Here is a 19,511-nt window from a genome sequence, read left to right on the forward strand (position 1 = left end):
CCTATCTTCTGTTTTGGAAGTGCAGCTTGTTTGCTGGATACTTTGGCTAAGGACTCGCTGTGCTTCCAGAGGCAAGTCATTGCGATAGTAAATCCAAGCACGGCGCCAGGTGGCCTCCCCGCAATGATCTCCAGCAACGGGCAACTCTTGAATGCGTTTGTAATATGCGTGGGCTTCGTCAAAGCGTTTACGTCGTTGGTAAAGGTCACCAGCCCAGAAAAAGAGATCGTCCACCATAGAATGACCTTTGAACTCTTTGGCGAAATCTTCGATGGGTTCAATGGCCCCAAGCCCACGGCGAATGGTGATGACTTTAATTCCCACATAAGCCGCGCGCCGTCGCATGTTGGAGTCTTCACAGTTTCGGGCCGCGGTCATCAACCTTTTTTCAGCCAGCGTGTAATTGTGTAATTTACGGTGGGCTAGGCCTTCCGCAAAAAGAAAGCGGCAAGTCTGGCTCTTGGAAAGTTTCTTTTCAGGGACAAGTTTGAGAGCCCGCAACGCCGCTTCGTTGCGGTGTGCATCAAGGATGAGCTCTGCCCGCGCCAAGAGCCTTTCTGCTGATGGATTTGTTGAATCGGGAATACTCGACGGGCTAGAGCGCCCAAGGGGAACATTGATAAAACTTTCAAGCCGGGTTTCACGGGCAAGCGTGGTTTGCCCAGTGGCCTGATAGGCGTCGGCGATGGTCTTGAGCAGGTAAGAGCGGGTGTTGGGGCTCAGACCCCGTAGCTCAAGCAGAGCCGGGATTTTTTTCAAGACAGTTTTTGGACCAAGCCTGCTTGTTGATTGGGTTAAGGTGATGATGTGTTCGCGGGCGGCTAAGTGATCTGCCTGAATATAGTCGAAGAGAATTTTACCGCCGGACTGATCATCCTTGATGGTGATGTGGCTTAGGGCTTGCTCAATTTTTAGCAAGTCATCAAAGGGCGCATTTGGATTCTCACTTAAAGCTTTATCGAGCAAGGGCAGAGCGCTGGATGCTTTGTTGGCTGCGCGCAAAAGCCGAGCTTTCATGAGTGTGTCGGCGGGTGAGTGATGGGCCTGGAGTAATTCGAGTGCTTGGGTGGTTTGACCAGTGCTGTTTAGTTGTTGAGCTTCAAGAATACGCTTGGCAACGTCGCCCGTTGTGATGGTGTTGAGGGCGATGGCTTCAAGCTTGGGTTGCTGCGCAGTGCCGGCCATGAGTATCGAAATGAGGAGGCCTTTAAGAATCATCGTATGGTGCCTATTTCTTTTTCTTCTTACGCCGCGCACGTGCCACGGGAATTTCAAGTTCGACGGATCCTTGCAGTGCTATCTGACATGAGAGACGCATTCCAGATGCGACCAACACATTCCCCAGCGCCCGGTCCTCTAAAGGACTCGCTGGCTTAAGCCACGCGGGCGGCTCTTTGATTTTAATCCGGCACAAATGACAACTGCCTTTTCCGCTACAAGCAGTGGGCACAACGACCCCTACATTGGTTAAAGCATTGAGAAGCGAAGAATCTTCCCCACATTCGTATTCTTTACCGTCGACGACGATTTTATGGATGATCTTTGGGTCCAATTTAGGGCCTAACTTTCACCGGTACCGCACTGGTACCGTCTAGCTTACACAGGGTCCATTTGTATGCCCCTCTACGCCATAAAACATACATAATTCTAGTAGCTTACGGTGTCAGAGACCCGTCATTAACGCGTCACTCGCGGCTCTGAGATCGCCAAGTCTCCGACGATCTGCTCCCAGCGTTGGTGAGCTTTTCTATTTATAACAGATACTTACGAAACTGGCACCAGTCTTGCTCAAGAAAACAAGGAACCCGACGATGATATGGATGCGGTTGGGTGAGGGAGTAAGGTGGAAATGATGACAAGTTATTCAAATACACATTTGATTGAGTTAGCCCTTCGGTTGATTCGTACCACGGAGATGGACGAAGTATTAACGGGAGCGGTTGAGGTTTTGGCCGAAACTTGTCGCGATGCCCGATGGGCAATTTTTCACCGATTAGAAGATGGACGCTTCGAAGCAACAGCTCAAGCAGGTATCGGATATGACGCTCTTCAAAGTCTTGTAGCTCGAACTTGCGGCAACACGGCTCAAATGTTTGTACGCGACGACCTGATTGGCCACGCCGACCTTGGTGCTCCTGAATACCACGCGATTAGACTCGACTTAGAAACAGCCGGCGCACCAGACATTGTAGTAGCAGCTTGGCCACAAGGTGCTGACATGCTCAGCGATGATGTGAAGCTTCGTGAAGTGTGCGAATTGATATTCGGTGCTCTTGAGCGCGCGCGGGAAATGAAAACCTTTCGAATTCAGTCCACTTTTGATGAGCTAACGGGTTTGTTGAACCGGCGCGGTCTCTTCGATGTACTCGCGCGTGAGCAAGCTCGCTCGGATCGCTACAGCCGCAATGTTTCGGTTTTGTTTGTTGATCTCAACAAGTTTAAACCAATCAACGATACCTACGGCCACAAAGTGGGCGATGAGGCGCTTGTAACGGTTGCCCGTGCATTAGAGGGCGCAGTTCGCACAACAGACATTGTAGGTCGTTTGGGCGGCGACGAATTTTTCGTTATTTTACCCGATATCTCTGCCGAAGGTGCCGTGATGGTTCAAGAACGAATCACCGAAGCTGTTGCAGATGTGATGTTTTGTGTAGGTGCTGAGCGGGTTGCGCTGAGCATTTCAGTGGGAGCCGCCACCCATGAAGCAGGCATGAGCGCTGAACAACTGGTCGAACGTGCAGACCACGCCATGTATGCCATGAAGCGCTCAAATGCCTCGTCTGGTGTATTCTCAAGCCGTATTAAGCTTGACGAGATTGTCGGCCGGATTCACGCAGCATAAGCTGGCTTAGTCTTTGGATTGACCACTGCTAAAAAGTGAACCGAGGGCATCGCCAAGAGTATTAAGCTTGGTGATTGTGACCAAAATCAGCGTGATTCCACCTGCTAGAAAAAAATCTTCAAAGTGAGGCATTACGTATCAAACCCGATTTTGATGGAGTGGCTTTGCAGCGTTTTATCTGCGACCGGAACGATGCCAATATCGACTTCGTAGATGAGCTCAAAGAAAGCGTAATTGGCTCTAAGACCCATGATGATTCGGTGAGACCGGTTTTCATACCAATTGAGTCGCTCAAAGACATACAGCGAGCCCTCTGGGCCGCCATTTTGGTCTCCTGCGCCTACGTTATAAGGCGTCTCGTCGATGATTCCTGAGATGACATCAACAAAGAGCATTCCATAACCAAGGTAGGGAGTAAGCTGAACAATGCCGTCGATACCGATTGGCAAAGACGTAAGGATATCAGTTTCAACTGTGGTGAGCTTAATGTCGGTACTGCCAAAAAGTGTTCCGACCGCGCCGCGAAAAGCGATGGATGGAACCCAGCGATAGTATGATTCGTGAATACCGATTTTAGTTTCGACACCGAGCAAAAACATTTCACTGAACGCTAGATAGGACGCTGTGATGCCCAGCTCAGTGGACATAGGCAGGCCTTTTCGAATGTGGAGCGTTGGAATCCACAAGCCGCTTGGAACACCGTTGCCATCGGCGACGCCTTCAAGGACGGGCGAGCCAGGTTGTCCGCGCCAATAACTTTCGTCTTGGCTGATATCGGCATGTACCGTTGCGAAAGCAAATTCAAAACCGCTTATACCCAGTGTTTCAGCTGGTGCGAGAGGCCGAGGGGCTAAGCTCATGCCGAGCTCGTTGCCTAGTTTTTGAAATCGAAGATAGGCGGCGTCTTTAAGGTTGCCTGGGTCAGGTCGCCCAAGGCCACGCAAACTGATGTCGTACGAACCAGCAAATGCGGTGCTCGTCGTAGCCATTGCTAAGGCCAGTACCAGGATGTGCTTCAGTCGAAATTGCATTTGGCTCGTGTTCCTCAATGATTGCTTGGTTTTGGGCCTTTTTCCGGGCCGCTGGTGACTATCTGATGTGTAGCTTTGTCTGTCAACTGGATGGCTCTTCCGTGTTTAAAAACGATTGGTGAAGCATCGAGAGGCTTTCTAAATCGTGAGCGTCGAGTCTGAGCTCTGGGAGCCGAACCACGGGTATGTTGGTGAGCTCACCTTCGAGGTCTTGGAGTCCGCGCTGGTCTTGGCCGGCAAGATAGGCCTCTTGTTCAAGGGCTTGGCTAATTTCGGCCTCTTCTTCAGCAGTTAGCGGATCTTCAATGTCTTTAATTGCGCTTTGCACGGCGCTGGTTTCGTAGTGAACCTGCCGAATACGGTTAACGACGACCGCGCGTGTTTTAAAGCCGCCAGCGGCCAAATCGTTCTGAAAGCGGCGCATCGCCGCTCGTTGATTGGCCTGGGTTGAGGTGACCAAAACAAAGCCCACTTCGTCTGAGGCCATGAGGCTGCGTACTGAATCGTATCGTTTTTGAAATCCATCATAGAGATCAGAGAATGCCACAAGAAATTGCGAAAGCTCTTTGATAGTTTCACCCCCAGCCATTTTCCCCAGTGTCTTGGAGATGATGGAGGCGCCGACGTCTAATAGCCTGAGGCCCAATTTTCCAGCGATGGCTGATGGCTTGAGAAACCACTGGTTTGAGCTTTGTTCGATGAAGTTTATCATCTTGCTCGGCGCTTCCAGGAAATCAATGGCGTTTTGAGAGGGTGGGGTGTCTAGAACAATGAGGTCGTAGCGGCCTGACGCATAAACATCGTAGAGCATTTCCACCGCGGCGTACTCAAGAGCGCCGGCAAGCACGGTTGAGAACTGTTGGTAAATCTTGTTGCGCAGAATAAGGTCGCGCGCTTCAGGGCTTGAGGCCATGTTGTGAATCATGTTGTCGAATGTTTGTTTTACATCGAGCATCATCACGTGCAGTGGCGCTTTGAGTTTAACCCCATAAGGTTCGAGCATTTCGGGGCCGATTTCGCGTTCAACATTTCCAAAGTCGTCGAGCCCGAGAGCGTTGGCGAGGCGCCTTGCGGGATCGATGGTCATAACGATGGTGTTAAGCCCGCTGGCGGCAGCGGCTACGGCGATAGAAGCTGAAACAGTTGTTTTCCCAACGCCTCCAGTGCCGGCGCACACAATAATCTTTCGGCCTTCCCATAGAGCTGTCATGACGAGGCTCCTTGGTTGCGGGCTTTAAGCATTTTCTCTGCGATCTCGCTGACCTGTTGGCGGCTTAGGCCCGGCCCTACAATACGATTGATGGTGAAGAGGTCGCTTAAGAGGCGGCCAGGCAATCTCTCTAGGTGCTCGATGCCGGCTCGGCGTTTGGCTTCGCGGATATTTAAGGTCTCTGTCGCGGCTTTAAGCGCGGTCTGATTTTTGGCGCTGGCTAGTTTTTTAAGCGCTTCTGCCGGTAATTCAGGAACGTGCTGATTGATGAAGGTTGTTCCGATGGCCATGTTTAAAACATTTTTGGCCGCAGCTTCGAGTTCCCGTGCCTCGTTGACGGGCATCTCTTCGGGAAGCGTGACGATATGGAGCCGCGTCTTTTTCGGATCTGTGAGCATCTCACGCATGGAACGGGCGTGGTCTCGCATAATGCCGGCAGGAACAATTTTTTCGATAGAGCTTGGCGTACGAAGCATACTGATACCGTGGCCGGTGGCCGGCGCGTCAATGATGATTGCATCGTACTTCGGTTTTCCGTTTTCTTGCTCTTGTTCGTGGAACCAGAGCTTTCCAAGCATCACCATTTCGCCCAGTGATGGGATAAAACGAATAAAGTGTCTGATCATTTTGTTTTCAAAGACGGCTTTGTAGATAGCTTCGAAGCGAATGGTCATCAGTGCATATTCATGGATGGAGTCTGTGGGGTTCATGTCGACGACCCAGAGATTCTCGAGAACTTCTCGCATATTAGCGCCAACGGGGCGTGCGCCCAAGAGTGCGGCAACCCTGTCGTGGGCGTTAACTTCGGCCAGCAAAACTTTTTGGCCTTCAGCTGCAAGTGCCATTGCCATGGCAGTTGAGACAACTGTTTTTCCTACTCCGCCCTTGCCGATGACGACATGAACACGGGCTTTATGATGCAGCATCAATTCTCTCCAAACCGAAAGCATCCGCGCACAAATCTCTCTATGCACAATGCCAGCGAGACTGTCGAGTGTTTGATCGATTGACCAATCACCACAAAGCTGACTATGGCTCTGAATGTGATGGGACAAGAAAAATGGATGGAATCGATGCGGGAGCTTTTATCGGGCTCTCACCCTGGGGTTGTAACCAAAGAGGACCTGGCTCACGTTGAGTCGCGCCTCGATGATTTGCTCTCCATGATGGATCTTATTGAGGAAAAACTTGGCCTCGGTCCTCTAAGCGCTGAGGCAACGGGTACCGCAGAGGGCGATACTTAGGGCCTTTTAGCCATTCATGTTGCGGTATACGCCAACCACAAGTCCCATAATCTGAACTTCTCGAAAATCAGCTTTGTTGATGTAAATAGGCTCCATAGCAGCGTTTGCTGGCTGTAGCCGAATTCGGTCACCTTCCGGATAGTAGCGTTTGACCGTGGCTTCGTTCTCGATGACAACCACCACAATTTCTCCGGGCTGCGCGTGACTTCTTTTCTGAACAAAAATGTAATCGCCGTCGAAAATTCCATCTTCGATCATCGATTGGCCCACAACTTTGAGCGCAAACACCTTTTTATTGCCCCCAACAAGCAGCGAATCGACTACTACCGAGCCTTCTGCATGCTCCTCGGCGAGGATGGGTTCCCCAGCGGCGACTCGGCCGAGCAGGGGAATTGAAACCGTGGATCCACTGTTGGGCGGTATCATCGGGACAACATTGTTTGCCTGGCTTTGACTCATAGCTGGCTCCGTGGGGCTAAGCGTTCGGCTTTTGTGGCCCCGTTGCTGGAGATATCCTTTTCTTTTCAATGCTTTAAGGTGATCGGCGACGCCGTTGGTGGACTTGATACCGAGATGTTCCCCAATTTCACGAATGGTCGGGGGATAACCCCACTCCTGAATTTTACTTTCAATAAATTCAAAAACTTGCCTTTGTCTGGCTGTGAGCTCGGGTAAACTATCCATGAAACCTCCATGCTGTACACTTGTACCGCCTGAATATATGTATACCTGAACGTTGGATCAGTTGTCAATTTATATGGAATATCTCTTCTTCTCTTCGCGATGAGGCTGCGGCGGGTATACAACATGGGTAGGGTGAGGAGTTGAAAGGAGCCAGCCAATGAAAGAGCTCGAAGACAAACTGCGCGAAATCATCGGTACATTGGCCGATTCGCCTGAGCCTGTGGACCTTAAGCTTGGAACAGATCTCTTTGATGAGCTGGGTTTAGATTCCATGCACGCACTCGAGATTATCCTTGAGGTTGAAGAAATTTTTAACATCTCAGTTAAAGACAGTGCTTTGGAGAAGATCCGTACTTTGGAAGATATTTTAAAGGCAGCTTCCGAGGCGATGCTCGAAGATTGAGCACCTTTACTCGATTCTTAAATCCCAAAACTTTTGATTGCGAATGGTCTGGACCACGGTGCCGGAGTGTTTAAATGTAGCGATCAAAAAATAACGTGCAGCATCCAATAAATCGACGTCTACCGGGTGGGCACTAAAGAGAATCTGGTTTCTGATTCGGTCTACGTGAAGCGTGAGGTGACCTTTGTTGGTGTGTGAAACCAAAAGGCTCCAATCGTTTTGCGCTTCAATGGTACGGTGAATTTCCACAACATTTGCCTCATTAACGATGCCATCGAGAACCATGTCCAAAAACATAGGTTTCGCAAATTGAGTCGAGTCCATCTGATCGAGCATGATCAAGGCAATCGTTGAGCGTTGGTAATAAGCCTCTTGATAGAGATTCGTGGGGCTGGCGTATGCATCGGCTGCAAGTGTTGGTTCGGTGTGCGCTGTTTTTCGAAGTTCTACCCAATCGCTCTCGTATTGATGGAGTCTAAAATAATGAGAGTAGTAGCGGTTGTGTCTGCGATGCCACGCTTGAATGGGCAGCTTCATGGCACCCATCATTTTTCGAAAGGTATTTTCGGTTGGCGCGTGAACGGCTGAGAACCCTCGGCCATTGGGACGCAGTAAGGGAATCGCTCTTGAGATAAAGAGTTCAAAGCATTCCGCGTTGCTCATAGGGTCGGTTAAAAAAACATCAAACCGCTCTTTGGCATTTTCCGCGATGGGATCTCGCAAGTCGTGTTCGAAAGCTTCAATGGTCAGGTCGTAAGTTTGGGCAGCTTGTTTCACCAGCCCAAGCACATATTCGTCAATGTCGTAAACCGTCACACGGTGACCGAGCGCTGCCAAAGGCACACTTAAAAGGTCATCGTCGCCAATCAGCAGAACATCTAAGACACCCACATCATCCGCATCTCCGACCAAAAGTGCTCGCCTTAAGCTGGTTTCGGGAAGTGTCGGGCATTGCCCAAGACCGGTATGAAAACGTTTTCGCCCAGCATGCACTTCGAGGGTGAGTTCGTAGGCTTTTAAGGCGCGTTTACTTAAGTGTGGGCGGTACTCGCAAAGCAGTAGATTGTCGAGCTGCTCAAGTTTGGTGCGAACTTTTGAGTCGGGCGCGGGTATGCCTGGTTCGATGACCTGCGCTTCTAAGAGTGTATCGATACGCTCCTGGGGCAAACCAGATTCCAGGCCAAGCGAGAGTCTTTCCAGTGCAGGAAGTTCTCGCATGGGGATGTCGACATAGTCTTTATCACCAAGATCGATGAGCTGCGCATCATCAAGCCCGATACTTAAAATGATTCCGTCTGAGAATTTTAAAGAGTTCGTCATGATATTGCCTTAGGTAAAAACGCCGTCGGCTCCAGACCACCAAGTGCGCTCAGCTGCAAGGCGTGTCCAAGGGCCGGCCAATGCGAGAAAGGCGGCATGGAGCGCGGCACGTTCGAGCATAGGGTGGTAAGGCATAAAAGTTATCGAGGCATGCGCCGGTTCGGGTCTCAAATCGAGAACAAAGCCAAACCCTTCAGAGTCATAGTAGCTTAAGCTTAGGCAATCATCCGTAGACTGAATATGTCGATGGCACGGTTCATGTGGGCCCATGCCGTCGAGCAGTTCAGCAAGCTCTTCCAAGCAGTCAGTTGTTAGACGGTCGTGGCCCAGTTGATTCAGATCCAATGTGGTGTGGGGTTGCTGCTTTAAGTTGTAAGTGAGCGCACCTTCGTCTCCTAGAGGTTCGACTTTTTCGGGGCGCTCTAAAATCAAGAGGTCAGCGGTGTGGTCGGTGCTGAAGCCTTCGGGAATGAGCCAAGTGTCTAGGTCGCGATAAGCCTGCAAGACTTTGATGTCTTGGGCTTTGAGGTAGCCGTGAAGCCAGTGGTCATGGGGTCGCCGCGAGATAAGGCCTAAAGTGGCGCCGGGCTTTGTTTGGCTGATTAGACGTTCGAGAGTATCGATGGTCATCTTTGCGGTAGAAGCATACCCTAATCCAAAATCATGGTCGCCGGTGGTGCTCGTGTCATCGAGGAGTGTGACCCGCTGCCCGTTTTCTTCAATTTCACTGATGGCCTCAAGGCGTTTGCGTTGAACCGAATTCTCTATTCGCAGTGAAGAATGTGCGCTGTGGGTGAGCAGATAAGCAAGGCCATTTGGGTCGGCATCAAAATAAACCTTTTTTCCGCAATGTCTCAAAATAAGATGAGCCAATCGCCCCGCTGAGCCAGGAAGGCTCATGGGAGCACTTGATAGTTGAGGGGTGACCCGCAGCTGCTGATTCCATAAAGCCACTGCCCCAGCATACTGCTCAATGTCCATGGGGAGCTGAGGAAGCCAGCCATTGTAACGGGTGTCGAGCGTGCGAACAGCGACTGCCGGTGTTGGCTCTTCGCCGGGTATTGGGGTGTCGGCAAGAAAGTCTTCGAGAGTTTGTGCGAGTTCATCTTCCTTGTTCAAGCTCATGGTCTGAACAAAATCTTGCCAGACCTCATCGTCTGGCGGAGTAAAGAGTTGCCAACCTCGGCTTGCATCAAAGATCAGTGCTTGTCTTGGCCACACACTGATGGTGGCGGTGGGGCAGAGGTATTTCATGATCCTTCCACATCGCCTTCATCGTTGAAGTACGCGTTGTAGGTGCTGCGAGCTAAGAGGTAACCCATCTCTTTTTCGTTGTTGATGCCAGGAAGATGCTCCATGGGATCAAAGCCGCTTTCTACGAGCATCAAATGCAGATCATCATCGACAGGTCTGGGGACGTAAACGAAAAGTTCATCACCCGGTGTAAACTCAAAGAAGACATGCACCACAGGTTCGAGGAGTTCTTGAAGGACTTCCGCTCCGATTTCGGTTGGAGTCATGGGTTCGAAAAGAATGTAAGGCATGCCGGAGCAGCCAACCCATGCACAGATTCCAACGGGTTCATCCATGTCGTGACCGCTGGCGGTCCAGGCTACAAATTCGACCTCGTCAAAAAGCGCTTCTTTGAGCCTTTTGGCGCTCGGGGGTTTTTTAAACCCGGCGCAAAGGTGAAAACGCGGCTCTTGGAGTAAGTCGGTAAACCACTCAAGCTCGTCCGGGCCCACGCGGTTGAGGACAAATGTTTCAGTGGTGAGGCACTCAATGCTGTCGTTGAGCTTCTCAATGTCGATGCTGGCTGGATTGAATCTCATAGTCTCACTTTCTAACATCGAATTCTCTTTGGCTGCAAAAGAGCACACATTCGTTATAAGATTGACTGATGGAGAGTATTTTCGGACCCAAGCTCGAACTGGGCCAGCCCACTGAGGATGAGCGCGAGTGGATCTTTGAGGCGATGCAAAAGCCTGAGATCTATGTGCCGCTGAGCTGCCCTCGGCCGCCTACTCGAGAGCTTTTTGAAGCGAACCGGCTCTTTACCCGCGAAAAAGAAGGCGATTACGAGCTTGATGTGCGCTGGTTGATTGCCCGTAACCGCTTGGATGGCTTGCCTCGAGCATTTTTTATCGATTTTGGTTGGAGCGGAGCGCTTGATGTCGTTCGAGATGTTGATCTCGCGATTCCGGGGGACTCGGCAGGCATTCGTCTCTACATTGAGGCCAATCTTCTGGTCGTCATCTATCTTTTCCGTCACCGCCTAGCCAAAAGGCTTCGCTGGCGGGTGAGCGCGGCGGGAGCGCCCACAGGCCGCTGGTGGGAAAAAGTAGGAGTGCGCTGTGTGGAAAGCTTCGAAGAGCCGCATCCACAAACCGGCGAACCTTTAAAAAAGCTTGTTTACGAGCTGACCCCAGCTGAATATTCACGCATTTTGAACCGAGGGGATGTTGATTTAAATCAACCAGAACGGGACTTTAGCTTAAACTTGCGAAAGATCGTTCGGGCCCCACGAGGTGACTAAGTCTCGGTTTTAAGATAGTTGGAGATCACCTGGTTTACATTTCATCAACCCGTGGAGCCACAAGCTGTGTACGGTTCTCACGGTGAGGTGTCCCAAGATCCATTGGGGTGTTTCCAGATGGCTATGCCAAGGAGAATTAAATGAGTACTGGTGCCGGTGGCGCAGGTTTAGGAACCGCAAACATTCAGGTTTTAACCCAAGGAGCAGTCGAATTACCCAATGGCGCACAGGTGAATGTCACCACCGCTGAAGGTATGGCTGAAGCTGGAAACGTACTCGATCAAAACGGCTTGGCTGAACTTAAGAGCCTCATGTCGGCTCAAGGTTATAAGTTTTCCAGCGGCGTATTTGTACCGGAAGATAAGTTTGCTCAAGGTCCCGCGAGTCTCGATTTAGGGCCCAACACTGAGGAATCAGACCTTTCAGATACTGATAAAGGTCTGATTGTTCTCTTTAAAAACTCCGACACCCCGTCGCCTTACAACCCCAATACGACACCCAATTGGCAATCTCAGCTTAAAAGCGAGCCAAGTTTTCAAACAGCTGTAAGCAGCATGACTGCCAATCTTGAGAATCCATCTCCAGCCAATCAAGAAGCTGCGATGCAGGCGGTGGGCAATGTGGCTGCTTTGGATGAAGGCCTCAATATTTACGAACTGCTCTTTCTTGTGTTTCGTGAATCGATTGAACAAACCAATCTCGATAAAGCGTATTTCCTGACGAAGATTCAGGAGTACAACGATATGGCTGAAGGCCTCTCTGATTATCTCGGTACCTTGGTTGAGAAGAGCCAGGAGCTAAGCGAGAAATCTGAAGGCGAGAAAGAGCCTGAGAAGATCCACGTCGATGTTCAGGTGAAGCGTTTTGACCTCAATGGTTTGGGCGCCGATGGCAAAATCACACCGCTTTCAACGGATTCAAAACGGCTTGAACGTGCCGGCCTCAACGATGAAATCAAACACGTTGAGAGTATGCAGGAAACCGTGAGAAACAAGCGGCAGATGGCATCTACGTCCTTTCAGAACTTTGACCAGAAGGCCAACCAGCTCTACAACTTGATGTCGAGTGTTCTTAAAGCCACCAACGAAATGCGCAGCGGTACTGTTAGAAACATGCTCTAAGCGGCGAATGCCCCAGCATGTCTTGAGTGGCCGTGTTTGTTCGCATTTGCAACTATGGTACGAATGTCTTCGCACCGTTTTCGTCGGAGGACTTTTGGGATGGCGCCATCAGCTCGCAATATAGATTTCAGTTTCCTTGAAGAGATTTCAGATCAAAGCATTGAAGACATCGTGTCTGCAGTTCAAGACGGCGCGACTTCTTATGCTCAGGCCATGGGCTTTAGCCCAGAGGCGCTTAGAGCCATTGAGCAGATTGCTTTAGGTTATTACCGCGGCCGCCAGTTTGACCGCGCAGCTCTGGTTTACTCATTCATTTTAGGACTCGAGCACACCTACGCAGCAGCATGGCGCGGGCTTGGTGCTTGTTGCCACGCAGAGAAAAAGTATTCGCTGGCACTTTATTGCTACCGAGGTGCCCTCGAGCAAGACCCTACTGATATGGTCTCGGCCGTGTTTACTGGCGAATGTCTTTGTATGATTGGGGAGCAAGCCGAGGGGATTCGAGTGCTTGAGGCCGTTGTGAAACGCGGCAGTGAGAATGCTGCTTACTTACCCTATCTGACCCGGGCTCGTGCCATCATTGCGGCTGAAGGCGGCAAACCGCCGCGCGTTGTCTTGATGGAAAAGGGCGCGAAACTGGCCCGCAATATTTCCGATGAGATGGTTCAGGTCTTGGTGGACTTTGATGAGGACCGAGAGGTTGAACTCGAAGACATCATGAACAACCCCAAGCTTTCGCAAGATTTCAAAGAAGTTGCGCAGGCGCTTAAAGAGGGAAGGCTGACTTACGCGGAGGTCGGCGGCTTTACCGAGAACGAATTAGACGGGGCTTATGCCGCAGCGTGTCAGTATGTTGAGATAGGTCAAGTTATCGAAGCGATGCAGATTTGCGGCTACCTGATGATGCTCGATCCTTACAATGGGCGGTATTATCAGCTCGTGGGGATCAGTTTGCAGCGTTTGAAGCAGTATGAGCAGGCGGATCACTATTACCGAATGGCGCTCGTAAACGATAAAACCAACGCAATGACGATGGTTTACCAAGGTGAGTGCAAGATTATGGCCGGTCATGTGGATGGTGGGCTGGAGATTGTACGCAAGGGGCTTGAACAAGCCGGTACCGATCCAGAGCATGCAGCCGTTGCAGAGCGCGCACGTCAATTATTACAGCAGTTTGGCGGATAAGTGATCGCGATCACACGCGCTTTTTCTTTTCTTTCAAGCAACCAGAAAACCCCTCTCGGGTGTACTATTTAGAGCAACTTTGACGAACTTGAGCATGGGAGCCTAATACGATGAGTATTTCCGGCGGATCAATTGGCAATAAGAATCAGAATCTTCAGCATGACATCCAGCAAAGCGGGGCCGCGGCGCAGGTCAAAGCGGGTGATGGGGCTGCTTCCAAATCTTCTCAAGATGTAGAAATTGCCAAGCTTCTCCAGCGTGCAGGCGTTGGCCAAATTGGCGGCGCGGATTCTGTGGCAACGACCAAAGAAGTATCGCAGGCCAAACAAGCCCAAAACGCCGTAAACGTGGTTTCCAAATTACCACCACCGATGCCACCTCAAGTAAAGTTGACGGCTGAGCTCAAGACCGGTGCTGAGTCTTTCAGTAACAACCTCGATATCGCGCTGACCAACGTGACCTCAACGGGCTCTGTTGATTTTCAAGATATGAACTCTCAAATGATGGCTTCAGCTTTTTTAAAGCTCAACATCATGGATCCGAACAACTCAGTCGAAACCCATAACGAACTTGCTCAAGCAATGAGCACTTTGCGACAAAAGTCTATCGACGAAGCTCTGGCTAAAAGCGAACGCGCACAAGAGATGAAAAAGGAAGCTGAGCAATATGCTCAGACTGCTCAAATCATCGGCTATGTCGTCAGTGCGATTATGATTGCAGTGAGCATTGCTTTGGCGGCTGTTACATTTGGTGCCGCAGGTGCACTGGTTGTAGGTGCATGTGTCGCCGCAGGTGCCTTAATAGGTGCCATTGCGGGAGCAGCCTCAGGAGAAGATGCTGGAGGGGTGCTAGACGCAGCCTTGATGGGTGCGTCCATTGGTTCAGCGATTGGCGGTATCGCCGCAGCTCCAGCACTTGCCGCAGTAGAAGCAAGCAAGGTTGCCGCGAACCAAGCAGTACAAAATATAATCAACGAAGGCACGAAGGCAGCGGCGAAGAAAGCCGCGGAAATAGCTGCCCAGGCGGGCAAAGAAGCAGCTCAAACCGCCGCAAAAGAAGCCACTAAGGAAATCGCGCAGAAGGCAACACAGCAAGCTCTTAAGGACGCAGCTCAAACCGCAGGTAAAGAACTTACCACCGCTCAGGTACAAGCCATCACTCAAGCCGTGGCCAAACAAACTGCGCAATCGATGTCTACTGAGATGTCCAAAGCAGGTCTTGATATGGGTGCGAAAGTATTCATGGAAGCAGCTACTGCAGGCGCAGTAGAGGGTGCAACGGCACTGGGCCATAAATCAGGCATGGCAGCGTTTGAAGCGATGAAGAAGAGCTATGATGTTGCAACGGCAACGACTCAGGCAGCCGGTACAGTCACCCAGGCAGGTGCAAACCTTACGGCGGCAGAAAAAGCAGCCGACGCTCAGCAGATGGATGTTGACGCTAAGCGTTTACGGTTAATGGCCGAGATGCTTCAGGAGCAGCTTGAAGAAGAAAACGCCATCATTGAAATGATCGTTGAGTCGAAGAACAAGGCTGTAGAAAACGTGATTAAAATGATGAATGCAGCCTTCGGAACCAGCCAGAAAATCATGGCCGCGGGTATGGCTAAGTAAGCCGCCACCAGACGCTAACCTAACGAAACACTTTGAAGCAGGGATAAAAACATGACACCCATTGGTAACAGTTCATTTGCACCAACCGCCTTGAGTTACATCGGTGAAGGAAACTACGAAGTAAGCTCAGATGGTGGCCAAACCAAAAATGTCATCAACGAGCAAGCTGCCAACGAAATGCTTTCGGCCGTAGGACTTAAGGTTTTGGGCGGAGAGGTAAGCTCTGCAAAGGATAACTTTGTTGTAAGCCCAACCAATGCGGCGGTCGTTTCTTTTAACAGCGATGCGCCCGCGCTCCCTGATGTAGCCGGCATTCAAGCACCGCTTCCAGAGCTTGCAGCAAAGATGGAAGGCCAGGATTTTAGCGAGATGTCGGTAGGCATGCTTAGCTGGATGGCGCTTTCTGAAATGGCGCGCACCTCACAAACCGATATGGCCATGAGTAAAGATTTGCGTCACGCGATGCAAAAGATGAAGTACGACGCTAAGAGTCTTGAGATTGATGCCACGAGCCAAAAAATTGATGCTGAGCGCAAAGCTGCTTGGGTGAATTTTGGTATTTCGTGTGCGGCGGCTGCGGTGAATATCGTTGGAGCTTCAAACCCCGGCGGACATCTCTCTCAGTTTACGGCGGCAGCGGTTGGGCAAGGTGGTTCTCAGATCATTCAGGCAGGCGGACAGGCCATAGATAAGAGCTACGGAGCTCAGGCAGAGGCCGATGAGCAGCAGCTTCGTATTTTGCACTTGCAGCAGCTTCAGGAAAACATGGATCAGGCCATTGATGAGTCCAATAGCAACTACCAAGAATCCAAAGAGCAGTTTAAGCAGGCCCTTCGTTTGATCGACGGGATGGTTGAACGTCAAACACAGGTGGTACAAACCATCACTCGGTAATAGACTGATATTATGTCCAAGCTCACGATTGATACCAATGCGCCCAAGGCGGTTCAAACTCAGGTGCCTCAGGCATCGGAGCAGGCAACCGACGGGAAAGATGCGGCACTTGCTGCCATCATTGAACAACTTTCAGGACAAGCGCCCACAGCTTCTCAAGTGGCGGTGCTTCGAGCCCGGCTTGAAGAGCGTAAGGCTCAGACCGAAAGCTTAAAGGCCAGCTCTGCAGCGCATGCTCAAAGTGCGGGCGCCGATCAGCTTGGTCAGCTTGGTCAGGTTGGTTCGTCCCAATCCGGTGCGGCCATGGTGGGCGCTACAGACGGTGCTCAAACTCTCTCTTCCCAAGAACGACAAGACATCACCAATCTCAAGCAAGGTGCGATTTTACCACGCCCAGCTTCTCAGGCCATCAGTCAAGACGGCGCTGGTGAAATTTTGGACCGTTTAGGTCATGGAGAAGAGGGCTGGCGTAGCAATTTCGATGGCTCAGCATGGGGCGCAGCCCTTTGGGCTTATATGAAAAACGCCACGAAAGACGATCACGCGTGGCGCCGAATGCTTAAAGATTTGGCGGCATCAGACTCCAAGCTTCAAGAGGGCTTCAAGGAGCTTGAAATCGCTCTCACTGAGCTTAAGCAATCCCAAGAACGACACGACAAGATGCTGGAGCTTGCTCAATCGGGCTCTAAGTTTTCCGAAAAAATTATGGAAAGCAAGGCGCAGGAACTTGTGGGCAACAACCCCATGAAGGGCGCTCAAAAAGATGGAATCGATTCGCTTGATGATCAAGAAGCAAGCCCCGACTCTACCAGCCAGCTACGCGTCATCGATGATAAACTCTCGAAGTTAACGGGTGAGGCCGCGGGCCGCGCAGAGGCAGCGCTTCCTGTGCGATTCTTAAAACCTTCCGAGCTTGCGACTTTAAGCGAAGCTGATCAAAAGGCTTACGCAGATCTTCATAAGGAACGGTACATTCTTGGCGGCATGACCGACAAGGTTGCAACCCTTCGCCAAGACATGCGCCGGCGCGGGTTTGATCCTCTCGACAAATCTGAGCCTAGCGGCAAGGGCGAGTCGTTAAAAGGCGGCGAGGTGGAGATTGCTCCCGATTCAGTGACGCAGCCAGCGGGCGCCATGGATCATGAGCTGCGCGAAATGCTTAACGATGCCGACAACAAATTCAAAGTTCAGGTTGGTGCCATTCTTAGAGATCCTCGCGGTTATGCGATGATTCGGCAGAACCGGGCTGAGCTTGCTCGGCGCGTCGATCAACAAACAGGAGCGGTCGATACTGTGAATAAGAGTATTGCCGACAAAGAGGCAGCGCTTGAGGCAGCTCCTGAAGCAGATAAAGAAAAGCTTGGTACCGAGATTGCCAACCTGAAAAAAGAGCAGGCGGTTTTAGTCGATCAACAAGAGGTCATGCTTGATGCATTGGTTAGCCTTGACGACATGATGATTTCAAACCGGCCAGGCATCGCAACAGCCGCTTTCGTGAAAGATACCGACAGTATTTTAGAGAGCCGTACTCAAAAGTTGGCCACGCTTGAATCAGGACAAGAGTATCACCAAAAGGTGACATCGATATTTACCGATATGATTCGCGGTGCAGGTTCTGCTCGGGTTCAAGCGAACCACCCAGCGACGCAGCAGATTGAGTCGGATGCGGCAGGCTCCAAGGAGCTAAGCGAAGAGGCCAAATCGACGATGCGCGAGCTTGCGGTCGCGGATAAGAGCAGCGAGCAAAGCGAACGTATCAGTGCGATGCAGGCACGGGCGGAAGCAGCTCAGTCTTTTCACAGCAGTGAAGCCGAACTCTTTACAAGTTATCATTCCGAAGGTGCGATGCAGCAGTTTGCCAAAGGTGCTCTCCAGTCAGCAGTTTCCACTTGGGAACGTTCGGCAATGAAACAGGTGGCTGAGGCCGGCGGTCAGTTTGGTCAGGCACAAAAAGAGACTTACGGCATGCTTCAAAAATCGCTCGGTAAGGTTCAGCAGCTGGTTGAACAACTTATTAACCTGCAAAAGCTTTAAGTCAGTTTGCTCACAAATTCCTGTTTGTGTAGCCCCCAGTCATAGTAAATAATTCAATATGGATTTTATCGGTCAAATGGTCTCTGAGAATCTCGGCGGCTACGAATCTCGCTGTGACAAAGCTGTTCATTTTTTAGCCCAGACCTGCGGATACAATGCCGATGAGGAAGTTTCCCGGTTTAAACGGCTCATGGAGACGATGGGTCAAGTTGCAACAACCGATGGCCCCTTAGATCCCAACAACCCTTTTGCGGCGCTTCAAGCCAAAGTCATTCAAGCCATGCCGCCCGTGGTAGAATTCGTGACCACCCATGCCGGCGCTAAGCTTCAGGGTTTTGGATATCTAACGGAAGGGCGCCCCGGTCACGATTTGCCGAGCACTTTGATGGCAAAGCTTGAGAACACCTTTCGAATTTGCCTAAGCGATGGCGGCGGAGTTGATGATGGAGAGATTTTAGCGGACACCTTCCGGTTGGTCTTTCCTGATTTGGGACTTCTCGAAAACCATTCGCCCTTAGCTCAAGCCATGTTGATGGGATTTGTTCCTGGCGGAGAGAAGGTCGATCTTAAAGCTTATTTTAACACCAGGCTGGGCGGTACGAATCACGAGGAGCTGGTTCAAAGTTTGTTAGAGCGGCTAAACCTTGATGGCGAAGGTTTCTATGGGCGTCTCTACGCATCCCAAACTCAAGCTCGCTTTGTTGGTGTGGGCGTTGATCTGCACGGTGATGCAACAAGGCGTGCGAAGCTTTATGTTAGGGTTCCAAGAACGGAGCTGATGGCCGCCCTGGAGAATTTGTGCGCGGGTCAAACTCATTTAAATATTGAAGACATCAAGCGCGAAGCAGCACTTCTAATAGACACCGCTCAATGTAAGGAGCTAAGTGACGAGGTAGAGATTGCGATTAGCTTGCGAAGTGATTCTCCGCCTACCGTAAAGCTCACAGTATTTTTTACATCAGATGAGATGAGCGCTGAGCCAGAGCAATGTGTGATGCGTTACTTAGAAAGTAAGGGTTATGACTCGGCGGTGTTCACAACCCTTTTTGATACGATGAAACAAGGGGTGAGCGATCCGGGGGTCAAGAAACAACCGGTGCATGGTTTGGGGATTGAGTTTCCAGTAGAAGAGCAGGTGAAGATTAACACCTACTTTAACCCGCTTGTTTAGGGGCCTATTCTTTGGCGAGGTGGTCGGTATAGCCGGTGCCACTTAAAAACGCGCGAAGGCGACGACGTAGCTTGGTTTCCGATGTTCTCACCTTCATTCGAGTTGAACCAAGTGCGTTAGCGGCATCTTCTTGAGAAACATTTTCAATGAATCTCAAAACGAGAAGTTGTCTATCTTCTTCGGTTATCTCTTTCATAAACTCGCCGATTAAACCTTTGAGCTC

20 protein-coding genes are annotated in these 19,511 nt (G+C 50.8%); 10 read left to right on the forward strand and 10 right to left on the reverse strand.

The features are described from left to right. Positions 1–1,218 (reverse strand): hypothetical protein (locus HOK28_13680; protein MBT6434143.1); only part of this gene is annotated, 1,218 nt, incomplete at its 3' end. Positions 1,219–1,228: 10 nt separating this feature from the next. Beyond that, positions 1,229–1,552 (reverse strand): 2Fe-2S iron-sulfur cluster binding domain-containing protein, encoded by a 324-nt coding sequence (locus HOK28_13685; GenBank protein ID MBT6434144.1) that lies wholly within the window; start codon positions 1,550–1,552, stop codon positions 1,229–1,231. A gap of 300 nt (positions 1,553–1,852) precedes the next feature. Here HOK28_13685 and HOK28_13690 point away from each other — a divergent pair, with 300 nt between their 5' ends. After that, entirely contained in the window at positions 1,853–2,842 is a 990-nt protein-coding gene (locus HOK28_13690) for a GGDEF domain-containing protein (protein MBT6434145.1), read from the forward strand. A gap of 131 nt (positions 2,843–2,973) precedes the next feature. Here HOK28_13690 and HOK28_13695 read toward each other — a convergent pair whose 3' ends face one another. The 3 genes from HOK28_13695 to HOK28_13705 form a co-directional block, all read right to left on the reverse strand. Next, positions 2,974–3,873: a hypothetical protein gene (locus tag HOK28_13695; GenBank protein MBT6434146.1), complete on the reverse strand. Its 900-nt coding sequence runs from the start codon at positions 3,871–3,873 to the stop codon at positions 2,974–2,976. 82 nt (positions 3,874–3,955) lie between these two features. Next, a complete protein-coding gene (locus HOK28_13700; protein MBT6434147.1) occupies positions 3,956–5,083 on the reverse strand; it encodes an ArsA family ATPase in 1,128 nt (375 codons plus the stop codon). Then, entirely contained in the window at positions 5,080–6,009 is a 930-nt protein-coding gene (locus HOK28_13705; protein MBT6434148.1) for an ArsA family ATPase, read from the reverse strand. The genes HOK28_13700 and HOK28_13705 overlap by 4 nt, the downstream gene beginning before the upstream one ends. Before the next feature lie 105 nt (positions 6,010–6,114). On the opposite strand from HOK28_13705, the gene HOK28_13710 reads away from it, so the two are divergent. After that, the gene (locus HOK28_13710) at positions 6,115–6,327 is read left to right on the forward strand and encodes a hypothetical protein (protein MBT6434149.1); all 213 of its coding nucleotides are present in this window, start codon (positions 6,115–6,117) and stop codon (positions 6,325–6,327) included. Positions 6,328–6,333: 6 nt separating this feature from the next. On the opposite strand, the gene lexA is transcribed toward HOK28_13710, so the two are convergent. Beyond that, positions 6,334–7,011, reverse strand: a complete 678-nt coding sequence (gene lexA / locus HOK28_13715; protein MBT6434150.1) for a transcriptional repressor LexA — start codon at positions 7,009–7,011, stop codon at positions 6,334–6,336. Positions 7,012–7,168: 157 nt separating this feature from the next. On the opposite strand from lexA, the gene HOK28_13720 reads away from it, so the two are divergent. Next, positions 7,169–7,414 (forward strand): hypothetical protein, encoded by a 246-nt coding sequence (locus HOK28_13720; GenBank protein MBT6434151.1) that lies wholly within the window; start codon positions 7,169–7,171, stop codon positions 7,412–7,414. Between the two features lie 6 nt (positions 7,415–7,420). On the opposite strand, the gene HOK28_13725 is transcribed toward HOK28_13720, so the two are convergent. The 3 genes from HOK28_13725 to HOK28_13735 are packed head-to-tail and all read right to left on the reverse strand — an operon-like array spanning position 7,421 to position 10,584. Continuing rightward, positions 7,421–8,734 (reverse strand): bis-aminopropyl spermidine synthase family protein, encoded by a 1,314-nt coding sequence (locus HOK28_13725; protein ID MBT6434152.1) that lies wholly within the window; start codon positions 8,732–8,734, stop codon positions 7,421–7,423. Between the two features lie 9 nt (positions 8,735–8,743). Further along, positions 8,744–9,988, reverse strand: coding sequence for a hypothetical protein (locus tag HOK28_13730; protein MBT6434153.1), 1,245 nt, complete (start codon positions 9,986–9,988; stop codon positions 8,744–8,746). Then, positions 9,985–10,584: a hypothetical protein gene (locus HOK28_13735; GenBank protein MBT6434154.1), complete on the reverse strand. Its 600-nt coding sequence runs from the start codon at positions 10,582–10,584 to the stop codon at positions 9,985–9,987. Before HOK28_13735 ends, HOK28_13730 begins: the two co-directional genes overlap by 4 nt. A 50-nt stretch (positions 10,585–10,634) precedes the next feature. Here HOK28_13735 and HOK28_13740 point away from each other — a divergent pair, with 50 nt between their 5' ends. From HOK28_13740 to HOK28_13770, 7 genes are all read left to right on the forward strand, one after another. Beyond that, complete coding sequence (locus tag HOK28_13740; protein MBT6434155.1) at positions 10,635–11,270, forward strand: hypothetical protein; 636 nt, start codon at positions 10,635–10,637, stop codon at positions 11,268–11,270. Positions 11,271–11,410: 140 nt separating this feature from the next. Beyond that, positions 11,411–12,391, forward strand: a complete 981-nt coding sequence (locus tag HOK28_13745) for a hypothetical protein (GenBank protein ID MBT6434156.1) — start codon at positions 11,411–11,413, stop codon at positions 12,389–12,391. A 99-nt stretch (positions 12,392–12,490) separates the two neighbouring features. Next, positions 12,491–13,576: a hypothetical protein gene (locus HOK28_13750; GenBank protein MBT6434157.1), complete on the forward strand. Its 1,086-nt coding sequence runs from the start codon at positions 12,491–12,493 to the stop codon at positions 13,574–13,576. 110 nt (positions 13,577–13,686) lie between these two features. Then, positions 13,687–15,189, forward strand: a complete 1,503-nt coding sequence (locus HOK28_13755) for a hypothetical protein (GenBank protein ID MBT6434158.1) — start codon at positions 13,687–13,689, stop codon at positions 15,187–15,189. A 51-nt stretch (positions 15,190–15,240) separates the two neighbouring features. Continuing rightward, a complete protein-coding gene (locus tag HOK28_13760) occupies positions 15,241–16,083 on the forward strand; it encodes a hypothetical protein (protein ID MBT6434159.1) in 843 nt (280 codons plus the stop codon). 12 nt (positions 16,084–16,095) lie between these two features. Next, the gene (locus HOK28_13765; GenBank protein MBT6434160.1) at positions 16,096–18,117 is read left to right on the forward strand and encodes a hypothetical protein; all 2,022 of its coding nucleotides are present in this window, start codon (positions 16,096–16,098) and stop codon (positions 18,115–18,117) included. Between the two features lie 76 nt (positions 18,118–18,193). Further along, positions 18,194–19,288, forward strand: coding sequence for a hypothetical protein (locus HOK28_13770; protein ID MBT6434161.1), 1,095 nt, complete (start codon positions 18,194–18,196; stop codon positions 19,286–19,288). A 4-nt stretch (positions 19,289–19,292) separates the two neighbouring features. Here HOK28_13770 and HOK28_13775 read toward each other — a convergent pair whose 3' ends face one another. Continuing rightward, the gene (locus tag HOK28_13775; protein ID MBT6434162.1) at positions 19,293–19,484 is read right to left on the reverse strand and encodes a hypothetical protein; all 192 of its coding nucleotides are present in this window, start codon (positions 19,482–19,484) and stop codon (positions 19,293–19,295) included. Positions 19,485–19,511: the final 27 nt, after the last annotated feature.

Source organism: Deltaproteobacteria bacterium (genome assembly GCA_018668695.1).
In the GTDB taxonomy this organism is placed as follows: Bacteria; Myxococcota; XYA12-FULL-58-9; order XYA12-FULL-58-9; family JABJBS01; genus JABJBS01.